This is a genomic window from Pseudophaeobacter sp. (assembly GCF_048267565.1).
Taxonomy (GTDB): Bacteria; Pseudomonadota; Alphaproteobacteria; order Rhodobacterales; family Rhodobacteraceae; genus Pseudophaeobacter; species Pseudophaeobacter profundi.
In genome coordinates, this window is the sequence record NZ_JBLWXG010000005.1 from 233,050 (window position 1) to 255,646 (window position 22,597).

Sequence of the window (22,597 nt, forward strand, 5' to 3'; positions counted from 1 at the left end):
GTGGGTACGATGTACCAGAAACCTTCCCTGATCAAATCATCCTAAACTGTCCCAGTGACGCTGACGGCAGACAGCCCTGCATGTGGGAACCGGCCTGCATGTCAGAACGGGCGCGTCACCGCGCCCGTTCCCTGCTAAGTTTTAGACATGCTTATGCTCTTGCATGAGGCCCTTGAAGATGCACCAACACATCACCAAAAGCACGATGGTGAAGGGCAAGCCCGTTGAGATCACCATCGCCTGCAACGACGCAAGACCACCACCGAGAAGGAGCACAATGGCCACCAGGCCTTCAAAGGTGCACCAGAACACCCGCTGCGGCACGGGTGCATCGACCTTGCCACCGGCTGTGATGGTATCGATCACAAGGCTGCCAGAGTCGGATGATGTGACGAAGAACACAATCACCAGCACAATACCAATGGTCGATGTGATCGAGGCCAGCGGCAGGCTTGCCAGCATCGCAAACAGCGACAATTCCGGTTTGTAGGCATCAATCACATTGGCCTTTACCGCACTGACGTCGACATTCGCGATCATGTCGTTGATTGCAGTACCGCCAAAGACAGCCATCCAGAAGATGCAGACCAAAGATGGGATGATCAGCACACAGATCAGGAATTCCCGCACAGTGCGCCCACGCGACACGCGTGCAATGAACATACCGACAAAAGGTGACCAGCTGATCCACCACGCCCAGTAAAACGCGGTCCAGCCTTCACGGTAGCCATCATCCGCACGACCAAAGGGGTTGGACAGCGGCACGATCTCCTGCGCGTAGGCCACAAGCGTATTGCCGAAATCGGCAAAGATGCCAGCGGCCCCTGCGGTGAGCAGCACAAAGAGGAGCAGCGCAATCGCCACCACCATGTTGATCTCGGACAGGACCTTGACGCCCCCATCAAGCCCCCGCACCACCGATATCAGCGCCAGCATGGTGATGCCGATGATCAGGATGACTTGAACCGTCACGTTCGTTGGAATGCCGTAGACAAACTCCAGCCCGGCATTGGCCTGTTGCGCCCCCAGACCAAGCGATGTCGCCAGACCAAAGAGCGTGGCGAACACCGCAACGATATCAACTACGTGCCCCCACCAGCCCCAGACACGTTCGCCCAGGATCGGATAGAAAGCCGAACGGATGGAAAGCGGCAGACCTTTGTTATAGCTGAACAGCGCCAGCGAGAGGGCCACAACCGCATAGATCGCCCAGGGATGCAGTGCCCAATGATATGAGGTAGCGGCAAGCGCCATGCGCTTCGCGGCCTCCACGTTTTCCGGGATGAGCGCGCCCCCCTCGGTGAACGGGCGCACCGCACCCAAAGGTTCGTCCCCCCATGGGGTGCCAAAGTAATAGGCGGGTTCCAGAACGCCAAAGAACATCAGCCCGATCCCCATGCCAGCAGCAAATAGCATCGCGAACCAACCGGCATAACCGTAGTCAGGTGTGGCATCGGCGCCCCCCAACCGGACGGAACCATAGGGCGACACGATGAGAACGAGGCAGAAGAGGACGAAGATATTCGCCGACATCAGAAAGAAGCCGTCAAAAGTCGAGGTCAAGGCCGGCCGTAACCAGCCAAAAAATTCGGCCGCCTGCTCCGGTGCCATCAGCGCATAGACCACGAAGGCCACCACCGACAGGCCCGAAATCAGAAAGACCGGGTTGTGAATATCAAGGCCGAAGGGCCCGAACTGCGTTTCAATATTGTCCTGACCGATCTCGTATTCGGTATCGATGATATCGGACGCGCCCTCGGGCGCCGGTATCCCTATGTTGACATCTTCGCTTTCGGCCATGTTTCGGCCTCCTTATTGGTTTCCATCTAATTTCACGCCTTAAGCGCGCACAACCATCACCGAGCATTTCGCATACTCGGCCAGTTTACCGCCGTTCGACGGCCAAATATGGTCCATCACATTCGGCACATGGCTTGCCATCACAACAAAATCTGCGTCGGTGTCATCGATTGCGCGCATCAGCGCCTGGTCAATCTCGATCGTCGGGTCATGCGCGATGGCGGTATGTGCCGAGGTTTGTATCCCGTGCTTGGCCGCCTCTGCTGCGGCAAATGCACTTAGCTTTTGACCAAACTCTTCAGGGTTATGTGCCAATTGGCTGGGTGCAGTCGAAGTAACGCCCACATATACAACCGGCACACTGTAGTGTTTTGCCAAATCGGCGGCGCAATCGAGCGCGGGCTTTAATCCTTCAACATGTGCCAAATCGACCGGTGCCATTATTCGTTTGAACATTTTTCCCTCCCGAGAGAGCGTGGGCCCACGGATGCAGTCTACCTTCGATATGAGCGCACGAACTCGCTTGATTTGCAGGACCAATCAGTTTTCAGCCCCTGCTATCAGCGTAATATTTTATAGATGCAAAATGCAATCATTTGTTTTGACTTCAAAAATTTCGATCCTGCCCGGAAAATGGCGCATCAAGAACGATGCGGGGTCAACGACGGTATCGAAGGGCCCGCCCCCATGCCCCGCAATGGCGGGCACCAATGGGTGCAGATTTCTGAGGTGAAAAGCCATCTCCGCCCATCGTGAAATTCAACATGATCCCGCCAGAGCGAAGCGGCTTGCATTCCCACGAGAGGGGCTAATTTGACTGCGAGACCCGATGGCGCAGTCCAGGCTCGCCAACCGGGGCAAAAGGCAAGCTCTGCCGAGAGGAAGACCGGACAAACACGCGAAATATATAGGATAAAACCTCACCAGCCTGACTTGAATTACATCGCCAGACGCGACGGCGCAGCTTGGCCATTCGCTGCAGGAGCAGAGGAAAAGCCAAATCGAACTCTCACTCTCCGAAGCGCTGCATGTAAACTTAACAACGGCTTGGCGACCTTGGCCGCCAAGCCGTCACGCGCTTATTTTTTCAGATTGGTCCAGATTGTATCATAGACTGCCTGAACCTCTTCATCGCAAGCTTCTATGAACACAGCTTGGCCTGCGCCGTCCTGCGGGTTTGCTTCGGGCAAGGTACGCAACGCTTCGTCCAAAAGCGGGGCGACGCCTTCAACGCCTGACGCATATTGGGTCCAATTGGTCAACTGCGCGGCGTTTTCAGGAACCAGCAGGAAATCCATGAACTTCAATGCGTTTTCCCGATTTGGCGCGTCTTTCAACAAGACGACATTGTCCATCCACGCGATGTAGCCCTGTGTCGGGAATGCGTATTCGACATTCGCACCTTCTGCGCGCGCTTTTGCGCTGAACCCGTCATAGATCATACCTGCCGCCGCATCGCCGGACACCAGAACCTCTTTGGCTGTGTCGGAATTGAACGACACCCAGTTTTCCTTGGCGCTCAGCAGCATCGCATTCAGCGCCTTAAGCTGATCTCGGTCCGTCGTGCATTGAGGGATGCCCATGTGCAGCGCCGCCATCGCCATGACCTCGCCCTGACTGTCGAGCACGTTGATCTTGCCCTGCAATTCGGCGGGCGGGTTAAACAGGATGTCGGTGGTGTTGATATCGCCTGCAAAAACATCACGGTTCACCGCAAAGCTGGTAGAGCCCCACTGGTAGGGGATCGAATGCTGGCGACCGGGGTCAAAGCTGGGATCGGCCCAGGTTGGTGAAATATTGCCTTTGTTTGTCAGCTCGCCATCGGCGATTGTGTCCAGCATTCCGGCGCTCGCCATGATCTTGACCATGTAATCACCCGGCACCGCGACATCATATGTGCCCACTCCGCCCGCCTTGAGCGACGCCAGCATCGCCTCGTTTGAATCATAAGTGTCCATGACAACTTCGATGCCTGTGTCGGCCGTGAATTTGTCGACCAACTCCTGCGGAATGTACTCGAACCAGTGATATACGACCACTTTTCCATCTGCGGCAGCGGCAGATGCCATGGTGACAAGGGCCATGGCCGCGACGCCGGATTTCAGTAGGTTTTTCATTGTTCTCTCCATCTGTTGGTCATTTTTTGTTGTCTGTTTTGCTTACGAAGTACGAGATCGTGACAAGGAGGACCGAGAAACCAAGCAACATCGTCGAAATTGCCATAATATTCGGCTTGATGCCTTGTTTTACAGAACCGAAGATTGCTGTGGGGAGGGTTTCAACCCCTGCCCCTTTGACGAAGTTGGTGATGATGAAGTCATCCAATGACACGATAAAGGCGAGCAGGTAGCCAGAGATGATACCAGGAAGCATCATCGGCAACAGGATACGGGTAAAGGCCTGCCGCTTGGTGGCATACAGGTCTTGCGCGGCCTGTTCATAACTATCGTCGATACCCTGCATCCGCGCAGAAATCGGCAGGTAGGCAAAAGGGATACAAAACGCGATATGTGCGATCAGGATCGTCATATACCCGCGCGTAAAGCCGACTGAGTTAAAGAAAATCAGCGTGGCGACCGCCAACACGATCTCAGGCACCATCAGCGGCAGGCTGATCAGGCCGAACGAAACGGTGCGCAGTTTGAACTTGCCACCTCTGACCATCGCGGTAGCGGCAAGTGTTGAAATCGTCGTGGCAGCCGTGGCTGCGATGATCGCGATGGTAAACGAATTCCACGCCGCGATTTTGAACTTTTGGCTTTCGGGCCCAGAGAACACATCCACGTACCAGCGGAAACTAAAACCTTCCCAGTTGGTGATCGAGTTGCTGTCGTTCAGTGAGTAAACAGTAACCACCAACAGCGGCGCATATAGGATAACAAGGCACAGGATGGTGATTCCGAAAAAACCGGGCAAGCCTTTGACGTCATAGTTTGAACGGCGCATCAGCTTGCCTCCTTCTCGGCTTTGGCTTGTTGGCGCGCAAATATCATCAGGACGATCAAGACCATCGAAAGCAGAACCATCGAAGCGGCGGCCCCGAACGGCCAGTTCCCGGCGTTGCCTTTGAATTGCTCTTCGATCAGCGACCCAATCATAAAGTTCTTGGCACCGCCCAACAGATCTGGCGCCAGAAACGATCCCATCGACGGGACAAACACCAAGATGCAGCCCGCGATGACACCGGGTTTGACTGCGGGCAGCAAGACGCGCCGCAACGTGACCCATTTAGAGGCATAGAGGTCTGCCGCTGCCTCACTAAGGCTGAAATTGTATCGTTCTACACTCGCGTAGATCGGCAGCACCATGAACGGTAGGTAAGAATAGAACAGCCCCAGTTGCACCGCAAAGTTGGTATTGATTATGGAAATCGGATCATTGATCAGCCCGGTCCCGATTAGAAAGTCGTTTAATGGACCAGTGTCACGCAGCATGAATTTCATGGAAACGGTGCGGATCAGCAGGTTGACCCAATAAGGGATCGTGATCAGGAAAACCCACATGGGTCGGGCTTGTTCAGGCCGTGTCGCAATGAAATAGGCTGTTGGAAATCCGATCGCCAAGGCCAGCAAAGTCGCCGCCCCAGCCTGCCAGATTGAGCGCCAGAAAATTGTGATGTATGTCCATTCAATTCTGGCCGGCTCGTCGCCGAACAGACCACGGTCAAAGAAAAATTGATCATAGGCTGCCGTGCTGAATTCCCAAACCACCCCGCCGCGGAATTCCTTGGTCAGGAACGAATAGATCAACATCATGATGACTGGCACCAGGACAAATGCACCCAAGTAGACCCAAGAAGGCAGCAACAGCCAGTTTCGGGCCTCTTTGTATGTGTCTGTGGCTGCGCTGCCGCCGCTTGCTGCTCCGCCTGCCATCAGTCAATCAGGAGGCGGGCTGCCTCCATCTCCATGTTGACGTAAACTTCATTTCCGGGCTCAAAAATGCGCTTGTTGCCCCGGTCGGAATTAGAGGTTCGCACGATGAATTTCGGACCGTCATCAAGATCGATCAGCGTAGAGATGTCCGTCCCCACAAAAATGTTCTCGCGCACGGTGCCTTTCAGACCTTCGGAATCCGTCGGCCCCTCGGACATGAACAAGCGCTCTGGCCGGACCGACATATGAACCTTGGCCCCTACGTTGACACCCTCCACCGCGTTGCAGCTTAGCTCGTGACCACCCCCAAGGTGGCAAGTCGCACGGCCCGCGTTAATCGCATCTACTGACACCTCAAGCAGGTTTGTCTCGCCGATGAAATCGGCGACAAACATATTGCGGGGCCGCTCATAGATATCGCGGGCTTCGCCCAATTGCTGCAACTCACCGGCAGACATCACGGCGATCCGGTCAGACATGGTCAGCGCTTCTTCCTGGTCATGTGTGACGAAGATAAAGGTAATGCCCGTTTCACGCTGAAGGTGCTTCAGTTCAAGCTGCATGGCTTTGCGCAACTTCAGATCAAGCGCTGAAAGCGGCTCATCCAATAGCAGAACTTTGGGCTTGGGCGCCAAGGCCCGCGCCAGGGCGACCCTTTGCTGTTGCCCACCAGACAATTGCGATGGCTTACGCGCTGCGAATTGCGAAAGCTGAACCAGCTCAAGCATCTCGCCGGCAGCTTTGCGCGCTTGCGACTTTGGCTGCCCCCGCATTTCAAGACCAAAAGCCACGTTGTCCAGGATCGTCATCTGTGGAAACAGCGCGTAATTCTGGAAGACTGTGTTCACGGGGCGTTTATTGGGCGGCAAGTCCGCAATCGGGTCGCCGTAGAGGAATATCGCGCCTTCGGTGACGTCCTCAAATCCGGCGATCATGCGCAGCAATGTAGTTTTGCCGCAGCCGGAAGGCCCCAAAAGCGTGAAAAATTCGTTGTCGTAGATGGACAACGAAATCGTCTTCAGCGCTGTGAAATCTCCGTACCGCTTTACGGCGCCGCGTACATCTATCGCGGTTTTCCTGCTTTCGGACATGGCAACTTCCCCATCGAGATTGATTAGCTAAAACATACGAACGAGAGTTAGCTTCTCTAAGAACTGTGTCTCTTAGCGTTGCTTAGCTTCAGTCTAAGGCAGGCAATAAATTCAGGCGGGCATGTCCAAATTTTCATCAGATTGAAAACGGTTTCAGCTGTCTGACGCGCCCGTCAACTGGGAAAGTAGCCGGTCCATCATCCCGTCACACAGAGCGAGCTGGTCCAGCGTCACAAACTCATCAGGCTTGTGCCCCTGCCCCTCCATCGATCCAGGTCCGCAGACAATCGTTGGAATACCCAATGCATCAAAGAACCCGGCCTCGGTGCCAAAAGCCACTTTGGTCGTGCCATTGGTTTGTGCCAAGCCTTGCGCCGTCACGACAACTTCGGCATCGGATGGGACGTCCAGACCAGGATAGGCGTTGTAAGGATCAATCTCGATGGCCGCATGTGGAAACTGCCGCAGGAACGGCGTCAGAGCCTTGGATGCGGCGCTTTGGATGCGTTCAAGAATATCCTGCGGCAAATCAGCGGGCAAATGCCTGTACTCAAAGATCATCTCGGCACGGTCAGGCACGATATTCAGCGCAGTCCCACCTGAAAGCTGGCCAACATGAACCGTCGAATAAGGAATGTCATAGGCTTCATCGCGCGCCCCGACCATTGCCAGCGTATCTTGAACCTTGCGCAATTCAGCGAGGAAATCACCGACAATATGCAAGGCATTCAGAAACTTGGGGGCCAGCGCCGAATGGCCTCCCTGCCCAAGGAACACGGCACGTAATGCCGCCTTACCCTTGTGGCCGACAGCGACCTGCATTTCGGTCGGCTCGCCCACAAAACAAGCGCGAGGCGCGCCGATTGTACGTTCCAATTTCCCAATCATATGCTGAATGCCGACGCAACCGACCTCTTCGTCATAGGACAACGCAATTTTGAGGGGCTCGCGTAGGGTAATTTTAGAGGCACGGTCAGCCAATGCCAACATGCTGGCAAGGTAGCCCTTCATATCCGTGGTTCCGCGCCCATAGGCGCGAGCGCCATCAATACTCAGCCGAAAGGGATCGCGCGTCCAATCCTGCCCCGTGACCGGAACGACATCAGAATGCGCCGACAACATCACACCCTTGCCGACTGGACCAAGCACCGCAAAAAGCCCCGCCTTCTGCCCGCTGGCGTCCGGCACGCGATGCACCTGAAACCCACGATCCGCCAAAAAGGATTGAACATAGTCAATCAACGCAAGGTTCGACTTGGCGCTGACCGTATCAAAGCCGATCAAGCGCTCGAGAATGTCCAAAGTCTGTGTCATGCTCTGACCTTTGCCTCTACTGGTTCAACGGATCAATCCAGTGCCAACTCCGTGATCTCTCGGCGGAAGGGCAAAGCATCACCAATGTCATCGCCATCCAGCTCGCGTGCGTAACGGTGGCCCGCGTAGGTTGCCCATGCAATGGGTCCAGGTGCGTTTGCGTCACCAATGATCTTTACCGATTTGATGCCGGCATCCGCCCATTCGGCTTCGCGCGCCTTGAGGCCATCAAACAAGGTGTTTTCTTCTTTGCGTGACGCAACCATCACCACCGCATCACATTCAAACCGCTGGGTGCGATCTGTGTAAACGCAGTTGCTGACCACATGATCGGCGTGAATTTCGGTGATCCCGCGGTTCAGCACGATCTCCACACCAGCATCCACCAGACGTGGATGAATGGCGATCTGTTCAAGCGTGTTATTGGTCCAATCCGACACATAGGCCGAGGGCGTGACCAAAGTAACATCCGCGCCGTTCTTGGCCAACAGCTCGGCCAGGACACCGCCCATGTAATAGTGGTCATCATCAAACACGATGACTTTGCCTTCGGGGATCGTGCCGTCCATCAGATCATCCGGCGTATAGATTTTGGCACCCGATGCGATGGGCATCGGTACGACGTGCTGGCGTGCAACACCATCAGCGCGCCATTTGGCACCCGTCGCGATACAGACGTTTTCAAATCCGAATTCCAGAATGCTGTCGGTGTCCAGCTCGCTTTCAAGGTAAATATCGACATTCGCGCGCTGCGACAGCTGATACTGGCGATAATCCACCACACGGCCCCATGCCGACAGGCCCGGCAACTTGGCTTCGCGCACAACGCGGCCGCCAATTTCCGTCTTGGCCTCGGCCACAGCAACATCATAACCACGACGACACAGCGCCCATGCAGCCTCAAGGCCAGCCGGGCCGGACCCAACGACCAGCACGTTATTGCTGTCGCCTTTGGTGTTCATCTTTTCGGGGTGCCAACCTTTACGCCACTCTTCCATGAAGGTTGGGTTTTGCGTGCAACGGCTGATCGACATGGTCATGTCGCCCGTGATGCACATGTTGCAGCCGATACATTCGCGGATGTCTTCGATGCGACCTTCTTCGACTTTTTTGGGCAGGAATGGATCTGCGATCGAAGGCCGCGCACAGCCGATGAAATCAAGCGTACCGGTCTTGACCATCTTGGCCATGACGTCGGGGCTGGTAAAACGCCCCACCCCCACAATCGGTTTGTTGGTCAGCTCGTGAATGCCGCGCACCAATTGCTCTTGCGCGCCCTCTTCTTTGAACCGCGACGGACCAGAACAATCCTCCCATGTGCCATGGGCCAGGTCCCACAGATCAGGCAGGTCTTTGTTCATCTCGATAAAGTCGCGTACTTCGGCGTTCGAGAAACCCAGATCTCCGATGGTTTCATCAAGGCTGACACGCAGGGTGATCCCCATCGTGTCGCCAACAGCGTCTTTGATATCGCCGATGACTTCGTTCACAAAACGCGCACGGTTTTCCAGGCTACCGCCGTATTCGTCACTGCGCTGATTGGTTGCGCGGCTCAAGAAATGCTGGAAAATCCCGAACCCATGCGCCCCGTAAAGGCAAATCAGATCAAACCCCGCATCCTTGGACCGCTTTGCCGCATTTACAAACCAACGGCGCAAATCCTTGATATCTCTCTTATCAAGCGCGCGCGCCTGAACGGGATCATTGGTAAAGGTGCGGATCGGCATTGCCGACGGGGCCAGAGGCACCTCTTTGGAGTATAGATTAGGGCCGTTGATGCCGGAATAGGCCAGCTGAATGCCTGCCAAACCACCATGAGTTTTCATCCGCTCTGACATCTTTCGCAGCATCGGAATGTCTTTGTCTTCCCATAGGCGAAGCTCGATAAACGGTGTGATTTCAGAGGTATGGTGCATCTCGCACTGCTCGGTAAAGATCACGCCCCAACCACCTTCGGCCTTTACGCCGCGCATCTCTGCTGCTGCCGAGGGGTCGCGATATCCGCCCCCGTTACAATGGGGAACCTGATAGAAACGGTTCTTGGCTGTGACAGGGCCAATGGCCATTGGTTCGAACAGAATGTCATAGCGTGGATCGCGCAATTTCGCCTCCTCAAAAGCTGGTTGGGGTCAAGATAACGCACCGGGCAGCCATCGAAAGACGTGCTTGCAAAATCGCAGCTTAGGAAAAGGCTAAGCTGCCCCTAAACCGTCAAATGTGGGAAATTATTCGCACCGCGTTCTTTTTTGCAATGCGCAACAAAGGCACGGATGACATTTGCACGCTCCGCATTCGTGGGCATCAAAAGACCCATCCGCATGGGCCGCGCGGGCTGTTGCAAAGGAATGTAACGCAGCGGTTTTCCATCAGGTGACAGATCGTTCAATGGGCGAATATTCGCAATGGAATAGCCAAAACCATTCGCCACAAGGCTGCGCATCACCGCCATATCTTTGGTACGTTCCGCAATCTGCGGCTTGATATCGAGGCCGGCAAAGAACGACAGAAAATATTCCGAACTGAATGGCAGATCGAGAAGAACCATAGGATGCTGAACAAGCTCTACCGGGGAAACGGAGCTGTTGTTGGCCAAGGGATGTTCCGGTGCAACCACGACATAGGGTGGCAATTCAAGCAGCCCCTCGAACACCAAGTCCGCAGGCAGATCAAGGTCATAGGTCAGCGCCACATCAATCTCTGCGCGGCGCAAGGCGCTAAAAATCTCGGCTTGGTTCAGCTCGACCTGACGGACACGAACCTCTGAAAACTCCACCTCGAAACTGCGCCTGACGGATGGCAAAACGACCTGCGCAAAGGTGACCAGACACCCGATGTTCAACGGACCACGCACGGTTCCGGAAATGTCGCCGGCCAAATCCACAAGCAGGTCGGATTCCTGCAAGATATGCGTTGCCTGCTCCATCATGCGCCGCCCCGGCTGCGTCAACGACAAGCCCTGCGCATGTTGGCGCACGAACAGCGGCAGGCCGAATTCTTTCTCCAGCTGGGTAATCGCTGCAGAAATCGACGGCGACGACACATTCACCTTTTCAGCGGCCTGCGCAATTGACCCCAGTTCGCCAACAGCGACGAAATATTCAAGCTGTCGCAGTGTGAACCGCAGCGGCATGTCAGCTATCCTTCTCGCTGCGCCCTACATCAGGATTGATACTTTATCCATGTTGTCTTGAGCGCGCTGTATTTGTCCAGCGAATGTAATGACAGGTCACGGCCAAATCCCGACTGCTTCATCCCCCCAAAGGGCGTCATTGCAGACAATGCATCGACCGTATTGACGGACACAGTGCCCGCCATCAACCCATCTGATACCCGCAACGCCCGGCTCAGGTTATCTGTCCAAACGGACGCTGCCAGCCCATAAATGCTGTCGTTTGCCATGCGCACCGCGTCTGCTTCACTGTCAAAGGCGACGACAGACAGGACCGGGCCAAAAATTTCGTCGCGCGCCAGGGGATCGTCATGCGACACGTCATCAAAAATCGTTGGCTGCACGAACGACCCTTTGCCATTCACCGCTACCTGCTGACCGCCTGTCACCAGGTTGGCGGTCTTCTTGCCCTCTTCAACAAAGCGCATGATGCCTTCGGTTTGCGCCTTGTCGACAATTGCCCCCATTTTTGAGGCTGGATCAAGCGGATCACCCGGCTGCATTGCCTGCGCCCTTGCAATCAGTTTTTCGACAAATTCATCCTTGATGGACCGTTCAACATATAGCCGCGAATTGGCCGAGCAGACTTCGCCTTGATTAAAGAAGATACCAAAAGCCGCCATGTCAGCCGCCGCATCAAGGTTTTCACAATCGGCAAATACAAGGTTCGGGCTTTTACCGCCGGTTTCCGGCCAGACCTGTTTCAGGTTGGATTGGCCGGAATACTGCATGAAGACCTTGCCGATGGCCGTAGAGCCTGTAAAGGCAAGACAATCTACATCCATGTGCAACCCCAATGACTTACCTGCCGTTGCGCCATATCCTGGCACCACATTCAAGACCCCGTCCGGCAATCCTGCCTCGCTCGCTAGTTCGGCCAACCGTAGCGCCGAAAGCGGCGATTGTTCCGCCGGTTTCAAAACAACCGAATTACCCGCAGCAAGCGCCGCCGCTGATTTCCATGTGGCCATATCCAACGGGAAATTCCACGGCGTCACTGCGCCTACAACGCCCAACGGGACACGACGAACCAAGGCCAGATCACCGGGGCCGGTTGGCGCAACTTCATCATAAATCTTGTCGATGGCTTCGGCGTACCACTGGAAAAAATGGGCCGACCCCGGCGCGTCTACTGTCACTGCATCCGTAATCAACTTGCCCATGTCCAAACTGTCGAGCAGCGCCATTTCCTCAAGGTTTTCACGGATCAGATCGGCCAGTTTCAGCATAACTGCCTTGCGATGCCCAGGGGCCGCCCGTGACCAGCTGCCTGCTTCAAACGCCTTGCGCGCCGCCTTTACTGCGCGATCCACATCTTCGCCATCACATTCAGCGACTTCGGTCAAAACAGCGTCGGTGGCGGGGTTGATGCTTTGAAAGGTTTTGCCCGATGCAGCGTCAACGAATTTGCCGTTGATGAACGCCTGATTCCGAAACCGCAGGGCCGCCGCGCGGGATTTCCAATCGTCGAATGTGTGGTCAAGCATGTCTAAACTTTCTTTCTATGCGTCGCCGGGCACGCCATAAGACGGCGCTTCGCGTGGGTCCAAGGCCCGCTGAATGTAGGCGTCAAGCTGGGGTTTATAGATCTCCCAAGCCGTCGCGATGTTTTCAATGGGACAGTCCTCGGTCCAATCACAACGCAGATCGGCGACGGGCCAGCTGACGTTATCGACGATCTTCAGACCCGCGGAATGGATCGGTCCGGCCTCGCCTCCTGCCGCCAAACCCGCGCGCATCGCGGCAATCAAACGGTCCCCGATGTGGCCCTTGGCCGCGACGAACCCGTCAATGATGGCTTGCGGGATCGTGTCATTGGCCAACAAATTGCCCCCCGACGCCACATCCGGCCCACTGGCTTGCGTCCAGATTCCCAGTGAGTTCGGGCCAGAATGGATAGCCGTGGATCCGTCCTTGTCGATGGCAATCACTTGCCGGTACTCGGTGAAGTTGCTGACGCGGATAACCTGGTCCACAGCGTCGCGCGCCGACATGCCGCTTTGCATCAGATCCAGTGTAGCCGGTCCCAAAGATGGATCCGTCACGTTCTGGGATGCAACAGCACCAACCCCGGCACGCGCAAAAGAACAACGCGCCGCAACAGCGGGCGACGACGACGATATTGCCAAACCAAACATCCCGGTTTCAGCACAACGGGCAACCAGTGAAAATGTCATGGGCTTAATCCGGGATGACGGCTGTGCCGTCGATTTCGACCAACCAATCCGGACGTGCCAACGCCTGCACTACCAGCCCTGTTGAAACCGGATGCACCCCTTTGATGTATTCGCCCATGGTGCGATACACGGCCTCGCGGTGACGCACGTCGGTGATATAGACGACCACCTTGACGAGATGCTCCATCTGTCCGCCCGCCTCTTCGATCAGTTGCTGGATGTTTTGCATCACTTTGTGCGTCTGCTCGACCGGATCATGGCTGTCGATGTTTTGCGCGTCATCAAGGTTCTGCGGACATTGGCCGCGCAGATAGACGGTGCTGCCACCCCGTGTCACCACGGCCTGACACAGATCGTTGTCGAGGTTTTGTTCAGGATAGGTATCGGATGTGTTAAATTTGCGGATGCGAGTATGGGCCATTTGGGTGCTGTCCGATCTATAGAGGTGAATTGAGTGTGGCGGCGGCCGCCTGTTTGGTCATGTGCTTTGAGATTGCTTTTCAAGCGTTGCTTGATGGTAATCCAAATACTTGCGCTGGGTATGGATATGGTCGGCAAGGTGTTTCGCGTCATGCCATACCCCCCAGATAAACGACGATCCCCGGCGCGACTGCCAAGGCAGCCCCAGAAAGAATACATTTGGTTCAACGGAAACGCCGCGCTGATGCTTGGGCGCGCCTTGTTCGTCGAATGCATCGACCTTGAGCCAGCTATAGTCGCGCGCAAATCCTGTCGCCCAGATCACTGTCGTGATACCGGCAGCGGCCAGATCCAGCTCGGCCAGCGGGTTGGTCATGCAATCGGGATCATCAAGAAAGGCCCGCGCCTCTGGCTCGGGTGGCAAGTCAATGCCAGTGCGTTCGACATAGGCATCTGCAGCATCCAGCATTCCAAGATAATTAACGTCGCCATTCCCAATATTCTCTACGAGATCAGGGGCAAATTTTATTACGCCATCTGCAAAGCTTTCGGTCCGCCCCACGAGCGTCATGCCACCCGCAGCAAGCTTGCGGAAATCAACGGTTTCGCCGCCTTTGGCCCCGCTCACGGAAATCGTCACATGCTCGGTCCCCGGCGTCATCGCAGACACATCCCACAGACCCAGAACGCCCAACCACCAACAAAAGTCGCGCCCACGATAGGACCGTGGCGGGCGGTCATGCGGGCCGACAGACAGGTACACTTTGCGCCCCGCCTCCATCAGCTCGCGCGCGATTTGCCCACCGGACGAGCCCGCCCCCACAACCATCACCGCCCCTTTGGCCAACTGGTCAGGATTGCGGTAGTCATAAGAATGCATCTGAACCACGTCCGCATCTTCTGGAATGACAGGCGGGATAACCGGTTTTTGGAAAGCGCCCGTCGCACAGACAATATTCTCTGCCTCAATCACCCCTTCCGATGTTTCGACGCGGAAGCCGCCTGCCCCATCGATACGTTCTGCTTTGGTAACTTCGACGCCTGCGCGTGTCGGCGCTTTGATCATCTTCGCGTAATCGACCAAATAATCTGCAACGGTCTCTTTGGCGGGAAACCCGTCAGGGTCCACATCCTTAAATTCCATCCCCGGAAATCGGTCGTGCCAGGCAGGGCCATTCGCGACAAGATTATCCCAACGGCCCGTGCGCCACTGCTCAGCGATGCGGCTCTTCTCTAGCACAAGGTGGGGAATCCCGGCTTTGCTCAGGTGCTCGCTCATCGCGATGCCAGCCTGTCCACCACCGACAACAAGAGTATCTACTTTTTCGATCGGCATGTCCGCATCCTTTCCAAAGGGTCTGGCAGACGCAGGGAATGCTTTGGCTGGCGGGCTTACTATCGGCGACAACGCCCCGTGACCGCTCCTCAAACAAACTCGATGGTCCTGCGCATCAGTTTGTCCGAAAATTTCATTTTATTCGCGGTCTTGAAACAAATGTATATCTCACCGTGGGTTCGGCTCTGCCTAAGCTATCGGAAATGCTGTGGGTTCCAGTAACTCCGGCAACAGAACGTTCTGTCTGCAAATGGCAGCCTTCAGGTTGTCAAACTGGCAGATACGGGGGCTACTGGAAATTCTCAGGTTGTACCTACACATGTCCCACCAAGTAACTTTGGCCCAGAGACTAAGTATTTTCCAACTTATTTTCATAAACTTAACAGGAACCCCTATTCATTTTGGCGCTAAATTCACCCAAATACGCGGTCATTTACACCCACGAAACCTATCAGGGACAGTCCAGCATCTTTCGCGATGCTCTTCCAATGCTTCCGAGTTAAATCACCTGGTTTGAGTGTGAAACCCAGTCACAGTTCGAACGACAAGTGGTCCAAAGGCGCCACGGCATCGTATACTGAGAAACAGGAGATGCTGATATGAGCCGAATATTGATCTTGATGGCGCTGATTTTGACTGGCTTTCAAGCCAAGGCCCTGGACCTGAACGCTCCTTTCGACTCCATCGATGGGGGCACTCTGACGCTGTCTCAATGGAGCGGTCAGCCAATTTTTGTTGTAAATACAGCCTCCAGATGTGCCTTCACAAAACAATACAGCGGGTTGCAGGCCCTGTATGACACCTATCGCGATCGCGGTCTTGTGGTTCTGGCGGTTCCATCAAACGATTTCCGGCAGGAGCTTTCCAATAGTGAAAAAGTCAAAGAATTCTGCGAACTACAATACGGCGTCGATATGCCGATGACAGGTATCACGCATGTTAAGGGGCCAGAAGCACATCCTTTCTTCCAGTCCCTGAAGCGAGAAGAAGGGTTTGTACCATCGTGGAACTTCAACAAGGTCTTGATCGGGCCAGAGGGTGATCTGGTTGCGACCTACAGTTCGCAAATGAAGCCGAAATCATCGCGAATTAGGCGTGAGATCGAAGGACTTCTGAAGTGAAACATGTGAGGCAAGGCGCAGACCAGACGCTGTCCCTATTCTACGACGGGTCCTGCCCACTGTGTGCGCTGGAAATCGGATATTACAAACGGTGCGACACCGATCAGGCACTTAATTTTGTCGACGTTTCAACCGAGCGTTTTTCGGGAGATGGCAGGCTCACTCGGTCCCAAGCGATGGCCCGGTTCCATGTTCGTTTGGGAAACGGCCTGCGAGTGTCCGGCGCGCAGGCCTTCGTCGAGGTTTGGCGCGTCTTACCGGGCTGGCGCTGGTTGGCGAGATTAGCAAGCCTTCCGGGCGCTGTGACCGTTCTGGAGGTGTTTTACCGTCTTTTCCTTCGCATCCGCCCCCTGATCATACGGGGCTTCGGCGGATACCAGAGGGGGATTGGCAGATCTCGGTCGAGATAACCCCGCCTTTCCACGAATTACAAATAAAAGACTGATAAATATGAAAATTTTTAGTTCCTTCCTGCTATTCCTAATTGTGGTCATGGGTGTTGGCATCGGGATTGGCATGCTCACTTCTCCGGGCGACTGGTACCGGGATCTGCAGAAACCGTTTTTCAATCCTCCCAACTGGGTTTTCGGACCGGTGTGGACGGTGATGTATCTGATTATTGCCTATGTTGGCTGGCGCGTGTGGCAGCATGAAAACCGTGCTTATCCGAGGCGTCTTTGGATCGTCCAGATGGGCTTGAACTTCTTATGGTCGCCAGTGTTTTTCGCAGCTGAGAAGCCAGCCTTGGCGCTTGCCGTCATCCTCTGTCTTCTGCTGACAATAGTCGCCTTCATTCGGGCCGCGTGGCATTCCGACCGCCTGTCCGCTCTGCTCTTTGTTCCATACGTCGCGTGGGTGGGCTTTGCGTTGGCCCTGAACGCCGTGATCGTCTATCTCAACTAGGCAGGGTATAAGTCATGGAAAGACATGCACTTGTTATTGGTGCCTCGGGCGGCATCGGACGGGCCTTGGCAAATGAGCTGCAGGCGAGAGGAAACCGCGTTACTTGTCTTTCTCGGTCGCAGGATGGCTTGGACATCACTTGCGACGACAATGTGTCGGCAATCCTCGGGCCTATCGAAACCCAGTTCGACTTGATCATCGTTGCAACCGGCATCCTGTCAACCGATCGGGGACCAGAAAAGTCGCTACGCGCCTTGTCTGCCGATGAGATGGCAATTCTGTTTGCGATAAACACAATTGGTCCTGCGTTGGTGCTGAAGCATGCCAAACGCTTGCTTCCGAAGAACAGGAGAGCCATTTTTGCGGCACTCTCTGCGCGCGTCGGGTCAATCGAGGACAATGGCCTTGGCGGCTGGTACTCCTATCGTGCCTCAAAAGCTGCCCTTAATCAGGTGATCAGAACGGCGTCGATTGAACTGAAGCGGACGCACAAACATCTGATTTGCGCGGCGTTGCATCCCGGCACCGTAGCGACCGAGTTCACGCAAAACTACCCGCAACACAAGACGGTTCCGCCGCAGAAATCCGCAAGCAACCTGCTGAATGTCATCGATACCCTCACGCCTGACGACAGTGGACAGTTTTTCGACTGGGCAGGGAAAAATGTACCCTGGTGACGGCCTCTTCTGCACCGAGTACCAACACTGATCGCCCACGTATCGTTTTGATCCTGATGGATCATCTTTCGCCCGACATGCACGCGCTGAAGAACGCGGATCTGCGGGTCCCAATCTTACCGTATCCTGCTCTTGGGGCCTTCCTGTCAGATATCGGCAGAGCGATTGCCGCCTCGCCGAAGGTCACTATTTTCCGCACCCGAGAGATCATCACGCTCCCCCCTCTCGCCCCAGTGCCGAGGCTGTTTCTGTCGTGCGCGAGCGCATTCTGGCGACCGGCCCCCTCAAAGAGGTCAAAGGCATCGTTGGCGATCGACCGCGCCGATACGATGATAGCTTGACGGCTGTGGACGGCGGAAGATAGCGATCGTATTCAAGACCGAACACACTAGTGTTGCCGGAGATATTTTGATGATTGCCCGCCCCATTTTTCCCTTGGCGTGTACCGCAGCAATGGAGCTGTTCGCGGCAACTACCGCGCTTACATGGATACCCAGGCGATCGACGCCCGCGGCATCCCCCCGACCCAGGCAAAGCTCGACCGCATCGATGCCATGACCGGCTACCGCGCAATTGCCACCCTTCAGCGCCTGCCGACCTTTTACGAGGCCTTCGGCATCGAGGAAGGCGATCCCATTTGGCTCCCGCCCGAGGAAAGGATCACCGCCTGGTGATCAGTCGGCCACTTTCCAGGCTCCGGCACTGAACGGCGCTGCGGGCCTTGGACGTCCCCCACATGGGGCCAGACCTCACGACAAAATCCAGAAAAGTTTGACAGGGATAGGAGTACTCAATGAAGTCACCACTGATCGCCGCCACGGTCCTGCTGCTTTGCGCAGGCTGCATGGAAGACACGATGTGGGGCCAATAGCACCGGTGGCACGGGCCTAAGGCACCATTCGCGAACGCTCTGACGGCAATTACGCCTTGGGTGTAACCGTCGTCGGCGGCGCCTTCTGCTCGGCGGTATACAGTGATCCCGAACCCGGCGGCAGCGAAATCCGCCCGTTCTCCTGCACTGGCGAGCAAAGCGGCAACGCCCCCCTTCTCTATGACGTCCGCGGAAAGCCCAAGAGCGCAACCTACGGCGGTCTCGAGATCGGCAGCGGAACCGTGCGGTTCTGAGACAAAGATGGGTGCGTGCCGTTTGCCTCATGGGCGGCACGCACCTCCGGCCGAAGACTGGGCAACAGGCCACGGCGACGGACCAGAGCATGCAGGTCGCGCAAGGCCGCCCACGCGCAGGTCATCCGAACACTGCGGCCCCGTCGAGAATACGGGCGATCACCCCGGCATTGAGCCCCGCGAGCAGGATCACCAGACCGGCGCCGGCCAAAAGCAGAAACGTTGCGAGGCGTGACAGGGGGCGCTGCATTTCCTCGCCATGCGCCCCGATGGCTCGGGCCAGAGCCGTGATCTGCCCTTTGATGCCGAAGAGCAGAACGGCGAGGCCGAGAAAGATCGCGCTGACCGTCAGGCTGATCGCCACGTAGCGGGGCGCGGTATCTGGACCATCGGCGAGCAACAGGCTCGCGATGATGAGCCCGGCAAGCCCCGCGCTCAGAACCCAGGCAAGCGAGAACACCGCCCGAAAAATGCGCAAGTGCCATCGGCTCATTGCGCTGTAATCCCGATGGCCTGCCGATCCCCGGCAGGTGGCACGCGATGCACATGGCGCAAGAGCCACAGCGCGTAGAGCAAACTGGGTAACACCAGCGCCAGCGGGATTAGCGTCTGCGCAAGGCCATTAGGCTCCGCGATTTCTACGGCCTCGGGCATTGTCGCGCCCACTCCTCCAAGCGCCACGAGAAAAGTCGCCGCGTCCCAGAGCGCGTGCCAGACAATGGCCGTCCAGAGCGATCCGGTGCGCAGAAAGATCGCCATCAGCAGCAGACCGGAACAGGTAGCGACGAGCGCCTGTCGCAAAGCGTCCGCAAATGCGCCGGTGATGACGCCGTTCAGTACATGCACCGCGCCGAACAGAACCGACGTCAGCAGGATCGCCGGCCAAATCTTCATCCTCTGGCGAAACGCGCGATAGAGCACGCCGCGAAACATAACCTCTTCCGAGACTCCGACGCAGGCGGTGTTGAGCAAGATCAACGCGACCACCCCCGCAGAAGGAAGGCCAAGCAGAAATGCCAGCAGCACTTGCAGCCCCACAAGCAGCAGCGGAAACCAAAGCAACCGAAGCGAGCCGCGCTCGGGCGCCTTGAGCCCGAGATCGCTCCAGCCCCGCCAGATGCTCACCACCACCAACATCGCTGCGGCGAGCGCGACCTGCCACAGCACACCCTGCGTCACGATCTCATCGAGCCCGCGCTCCGCGGGCCGAAGCAGAAGCGCACCGCCAAATGTAATGACAGTCCACGCAGCCAGCGTCGCAAGAGCCCAGCCAATGCGGGATGGTCCTGCCGGTTTGGCTTTGGCGCATAACATGGTCTTTCCCACGCCTACTCGCCCACAAATGGCGAAAGCGGTACGCTCAGCCTTGCCGTGTCGGTCACCACGCTCAGTCCCTCATTGATCTGGGCCGTTTGCGCGGGCACGTCGGCCTCTCCGTCGGATATGGCAAGCTCCTTGCCGTCATAGCTGAGCAGCAGGCGGCGGTTGTCCGGCAGGTACACCAGCATTGTGCCGCTGCCTCTGCCCTCCCGCGAGACGCCGAAGTCGCAGCGTTCTACCGCACCACCCGAGGGCTGGCAGTCGAGCCGCCCGATCTCGTCGAAAAGCTCGGCGGCGGCCCGGCGCATGGCCGTCGCTGCGGCGAGATACTCCGCAGCGGCCCAACCGTCCGTGCCGCTACTGTCGATGAAGCGGACGCGGCACCAGACGCGATCAGGTCGCTCCTCGCAGCCATCGTTCTTCATGACGCGGCCCAGCGAGGCACGGGCGCGCACGCCACTGTCCGTGCTCGGCTCGGATCGAATGTTGAGCGTGGCGTCGACGCCGCTAACGATCACATAGGCCGCGTCGCGAATGCCGGGCGCGCGCTCCTGCGGGAGGAGCAACGCGGTCACGCCAGCGCCGGTCAGCCGAAGCCCGTCGCCCTCGGGCTCCACGCGCGCACCGCTTCCCAGAAGGTCGAGCAGACGCGCTTCCTGCTCTGACAGCGACGCTGCGCAAGCCATGCGGGTGATCGCCAATGGCATGGTCTGCATCAATCGGCCGTCCTCGATCTGCCCGTGGCCCGAGAGCCGGTTGCAGCCCGTGTGACCCGAAAGTGCCCCCTCCTCCTCAAGGGTCAGCACAGGGGCGCCTTCGGTCGGGGTTCCGTTCAGTGCGGTGATGTCCCAGCTTGTCGCGCAGGCCGGTGACGCGGCGAGCGCAAGCAGAGTGGCAAGTCTACGCATGGAGCCCCCCATCAGGACATGATCACAAAATCGCGACCTGAACGCCGGTCGGGATGCAACGGCAAGTCGGTGAAGACAAAAATCATCCCTGGATGACTGCGCTCCGCGATCAGATCGGAGAACGCGTCATCCGAACGCACCCGCGTCAGGTCATGATCCACGGTTGCGGCATCATCGTAGGTCAGCGCCTGCCATCGCATGCCCCGTGTGCCATCATCCGGCCCGTTCAAGACATAGACATGCGGCCCCAGCGGCTGGCCATCCCAAATCAGCGGCCCCTCGGCCACCTCGCGGTCGTTCTCGATCAGCAGGATACGTTCATGATGTGATGAGGCGATCATCGATGTGATCGGATGCGCTTCATCGAGTTTCCAGTCAGATGGATGTTTCTGCGGCTCAAGCGTTGACAGGATGCCCTCGAACTCATCCTCGCTGTAGGCGCCGAGGATCAGGCCGGGATGCACGACGCTCTGGGGCGCGCTGCCGGTTTTCGCGATGATCACCGGTGTGCCCAGATGCGTTACCTCGAACAGCCGCGCCGAGAAGTCGAGCGGGAGTCGGACGCAGCCATGGCTCGCGGGATATCCGGGAAGGTTGCCTGCGTGCAGCGCGATACCGTCCCAAGTCAACCGGTTCATGTTCGGCATCGCAGCGTTGTTGTAGGTCGAGGAGCGATGCTCTCGGTCCTTCTGCAGCACCACGAAGACACCGGTGGGTGTCTCGTGCCCCTTCTTACCGGTAGAGCAGGTCGAAACGGCAATGCGGATCCCGGCCCGGTAGACATGCACCCGCTGTTCATCGATCGAGACGACAACGGACACCGGACCGTAGGGCGAGCGCTCTGGATGCCATGTGAACTCGCCGGCTTGCAGCGCGTTCACATCCTTGAAGACATGCTGGCCGGCCAAAGGCCCCGCCAGCAGTGACAGGCCGCCAAGAGCAGCGCCCTTGGCGAACATGCGTCGGTTCAACATCATTGTTCTTCCTTCTGGTCGGATCGGGTGGTTGTCGTCATCAGGGAACCGGCGCCTCCCCCAGGCCCGCCACATTGCCGGCGCTGTCAGATTGGCAGACCCACTGGGTCTGGGTGCCGCGCAGGCTCATCCACACGCCCAGTCCAGCCTCTGCGCGCAACACGGAATCGACCCGCGTCTCGTCAACCGGCTGGCCCGCCTCTGCCGCCAGAGCCGCGCGGCACGCGGCCTCCGCCACCTGCGTGGCCTCGGAGGATTGATCGTAGGCGAGTCGCTCGACCGGGGCATTGTTCCAGTTGGAGACAGGCGTGTCGGGACTGCAACCGAACAACCCGAGAACTGCGAGGCTCAGTAGAGCATATGCTCTGCGGTGAAAGCTCATCATGC

The 22,597-nt window shown here is 56.9% G+C and carries 24 protein-coding genes; 6 read left to right on the plus strand and 18 right to left on the minus strand.

The genetic code is table 11. From position 1 onward, the window contains the following. Nucleotides 1-141: 141 nt before the first annotated feature. From ACN0VH_RS13760 to ACN0VH_RS13820, 13 genes are all read right to left on the minus strand, one after another. Entirely contained in the window at nt 142-1,800 is a 1,659-nt protein-coding gene (locus tag ACN0VH_RS13760; protein WP_417700891.1) for a BCCT family transporter, read from the minus strand. A 39-nt stretch (nt 1,801-1,839) separates the two neighbouring features. After that, nucleotides 1,840-2,256 (minus strand): universal stress protein, encoded by a 417-nt coding sequence (locus ACN0VH_RS13765; RefSeq protein ID WP_278923114.1) that lies wholly within the window; start codon nt 2,254-2,256, stop codon nt 1,840-1,842. A gap of 623 nt (nt 2,257-2,879) precedes the next feature. Beyond that, nucleotides 2,880-3,917: an extracellular solute-binding protein gene (locus tag ACN0VH_RS13770; RefSeq protein WP_278923115.1), complete on the minus strand. Its 1,038-nt coding sequence runs from the start codon at nt 3,915-3,917 to the stop codon at nt 2,880-2,882. A 19-nt stretch (nt 3,918-3,936) separates the two neighbouring features. Next, complete coding sequence (locus tag ACN0VH_RS13775; RefSeq protein ID WP_278923116.1) at nt 3,937-4,746, minus strand: ABC transporter permease; 810 nt, start codon at nt 4,744-4,746, stop codon at nt 3,937-3,939. Then, nucleotides 4,746-5,675 carry an ABC transporter permease gene (locus ACN0VH_RS13780; protein WP_417700892.1) on the minus strand — a complete coding sequence of 310 codons (930 nt, stop codon included), beginning with the start codon at nt 5,673-5,675 and terminating at the stop codon, nt 4,746-4,748. The genes ACN0VH_RS13775 and ACN0VH_RS13780 overlap by 1 nt, the downstream gene beginning before the upstream one ends. Beyond that, entirely contained in the window at nt 5,675-6,766 is a 1,092-nt protein-coding gene (locus ACN0VH_RS13785; RefSeq protein ID WP_278923118.1) for an ABC transporter ATP-binding protein, read from the minus strand. The genes ACN0VH_RS13780 and ACN0VH_RS13785 overlap by 1 nt, the downstream gene beginning before the upstream one ends. Before the next feature lie 153 nt (nt 6,767-6,919). Next, entirely contained in the window at nt 6,920-8,080 is a 1,161-nt protein-coding gene (gene argE, locus ACN0VH_RS13790; protein ID WP_417700893.1) for an acetylornithine deacetylase, read from the minus strand. A gap of 32 nt (nt 8,081-8,112) precedes the next feature. Continuing rightward, entirely contained in the window at nt 8,113-10,182 is a 2,070-nt protein-coding gene (locus ACN0VH_RS13795) for an oxidoreductase (protein WP_417700894.1), read from the minus strand. A gap of 101 nt (nt 10,183-10,283) precedes the next feature. After that, entirely contained in the window at nt 10,284-11,210 is a 927-nt protein-coding gene (locus ACN0VH_RS13800; protein ID WP_278923121.1) for a LysR family transcriptional regulator, read from the minus strand. Between the two features lie 29 nt (nt 11,211-11,239). Beyond that, complete coding sequence (locus ACN0VH_RS13805) at nt 11,240-12,736, minus strand: aldehyde dehydrogenase (protein ID WP_278923122.1); 1,497 nt, start codon at nt 12,734-12,736, stop codon at nt 11,240-11,242. Between the two features lie 15 nt (nt 12,737-12,751). Next, a complete protein-coding gene (locus ACN0VH_RS13810) occupies nt 12,752-13,426 on the minus strand; it encodes a DUF1028 domain-containing protein (protein WP_417700895.1) in 675 nt (224 codons plus the stop codon). A gap of 4 nt (nt 13,427-13,430) precedes the next feature. After that, nucleotides 13,431-13,847: a RidA family protein gene (locus tag ACN0VH_RS13815; RefSeq protein ID WP_278923124.1), complete on the minus strand. Its 417-nt coding sequence runs from the start codon at nt 13,845-13,847 to the stop codon at nt 13,431-13,433. Between the two features lie 57 nt (nt 13,848-13,904). Then, the gene (locus ACN0VH_RS13820; RefSeq protein WP_417700896.1) at nt 13,905-15,182 is read right to left on the minus strand and encodes a flavin-containing monooxygenase; all 1,278 of its coding nucleotides are present in this window, start codon (nt 15,180-15,182) and stop codon (nt 13,905-13,907) included. A gap of 599 nt (nt 15,183-15,781) precedes the next feature. On the opposite strand from ACN0VH_RS13820, the gene ACN0VH_RS13825 reads away from it, so the two are divergent. From ACN0VH_RS13825 to ACN0VH_RS13850, 6 genes are all read left to right on the plus strand, one after another. Further along, on the plus strand, nt 15,782-16,303 hold the full coding sequence (locus ACN0VH_RS13825; protein WP_417700897.1) for a glutathione peroxidase: 522 nt from the start codon (nt 15,782-15,784) through the stop codon (nt 16,301-16,303). A 5-nt stretch (nt 16,304-16,308) separates the two neighbouring features. After that, nucleotides 16,309-16,713 (plus strand): thiol-disulfide oxidoreductase DCC family protein, encoded by a 405-nt coding sequence (locus ACN0VH_RS13830; RefSeq protein ID WP_278923137.1) that lies wholly within the window; start codon nt 16,309-16,311, stop codon nt 16,711-16,713. 40 nt (nt 16,714-16,753) lie between these two features. After that, nucleotides 16,754-17,206, plus strand: a complete 453-nt coding sequence (locus tag ACN0VH_RS13835) for a TspO/MBR family protein (protein ID WP_417700898.1) — start codon at nt 16,754-16,756, stop codon at nt 17,204-17,206. Nucleotides 17,207-17,220: 14 nt separating this feature from the next. Next, nucleotides 17,221-17,883, plus strand: coding sequence for an SDR family NAD(P)-dependent oxidoreductase (locus tag ACN0VH_RS13840; RefSeq protein ID WP_417700899.1), 663 nt, complete (start codon nt 17,221-17,223; stop codon nt 17,881-17,883). 485 nt (nt 17,884-18,368) lie between these two features. After that, the gene (locus tag ACN0VH_RS13845; protein WP_278923130.1) at nt 18,369-18,557 is read left to right on the plus strand and encodes a hypothetical protein; all 189 of its coding nucleotides are present in this window, start codon (nt 18,369-18,371) and stop codon (nt 18,555-18,557) included. A 253-nt stretch (nt 18,558-18,810) separates the two neighbouring features. Continuing rightward, nucleotides 18,811-19,008 (plus strand): hypothetical protein, encoded by a 198-nt coding sequence (locus ACN0VH_RS13850; RefSeq protein WP_417700900.1) that lies wholly within the window; start codon nt 18,811-18,813, stop codon nt 19,006-19,008. 121 nt (nt 19,009-19,129) lie between these two features. Here ACN0VH_RS13850 and ACN0VH_RS13855 read toward each other — a convergent pair whose 3' ends face one another. Genes ACN0VH_RS13855 through ACN0VH_RS13875 form a run of 5 tightly spaced genes read right to left on the minus strand, consistent with a single transcriptional unit; the run spans nt 19,130 to nt 22,541 of the window. Beyond that, the gene (locus ACN0VH_RS13855) at nt 19,130-19,501 is read right to left on the minus strand and encodes a hypothetical protein (protein WP_417700901.1); all 372 of its coding nucleotides are present in this window, start codon (nt 19,499-19,501) and stop codon (nt 19,130-19,132) included. Then, entirely contained in the window at nt 19,498-20,334 is an 837-nt protein-coding gene (locus tag ACN0VH_RS13860; RefSeq protein ID WP_417700902.1) for a CPBP family intramembrane glutamic endopeptidase, read from the minus strand. The genes ACN0VH_RS13855 and ACN0VH_RS13860 overlap by 4 nt, the downstream gene beginning before the upstream one ends. A gap of 2 nt (nt 20,335-20,336) precedes the next feature. Further along, on the minus strand, nt 20,337-21,236 hold the full coding sequence (locus ACN0VH_RS13865) for an META domain-containing protein (RefSeq protein WP_417700903.1): 900 nt from the start codon (nt 21,234-21,236) through the stop codon (nt 20,337-20,339). Between the two features lie 11 nt (nt 21,237-21,247). Continuing rightward, nucleotides 21,248-22,213 carry a L,D-transpeptidase gene (locus ACN0VH_RS13870; protein ID WP_417700904.1) on the minus strand — a complete coding sequence of 322 codons (966 nt, stop codon included), beginning with the start codon at nt 22,211-22,213 and terminating at the stop codon, nt 21,248-21,250. 37 nt (nt 22,214-22,250) lie between these two features. Further along, nucleotides 22,251-22,541: a hypothetical protein gene (locus ACN0VH_RS13875; RefSeq protein WP_417700905.1), complete on the minus strand. Its 291-nt coding sequence runs from the start codon at nt 22,539-22,541 to the stop codon at nt 22,251-22,253. Nucleotides 22,542-22,597 lie beyond the last annotated feature (56 nt).